Source organism: Microvirga pakistanensis, assembly GCF_004458765.1.
Taxonomy (GTDB): Bacteria; Pseudomonadota; Alphaproteobacteria; order Rhizobiales; family Beijerinckiaceae; genus Microvirga; species Microvirga pakistanensis.
This window is the reverse complement of record NZ_SPJX01000415.1, coordinates 1-223: the sequence shown is the minus strand read 5'-3', so window position 1 is coordinate 223 and position 223 is coordinate 1. Positions and strand designations below refer to the sequence as shown.

Here is a 223-nt window from a genome sequence, read left to right as displayed (position 1 = left end):
CGCGCTTCCGCAAAGGGGGCGAGCAGGGCCAGCATCTGCGAGGCGATGCCGCCGGCGCCGTGAAGGCCCACGATCAGCGGCGCGGGCTTGGCCGGGTCGAGCCCCGGCGGACTGAGCACGATTCCGTCTCGCCCCTTGCCAAGGTCGAGCGCATGACGTCCCGGCGGCGTGCCGGCCGGGGCCGCGATCGTCTCAGGCCGGGCGCTGAGACGACCTGACGTGT

General features: G+C 74.0%; 1 pseudogene. It reads right to left on the bottom strand.

What is annotated here, in order from left to right:
• Positions 1–223, bottom strand: a pseudogene (locus E4K09_RS29300) (hypothetical protein); the annotation flags it as partial.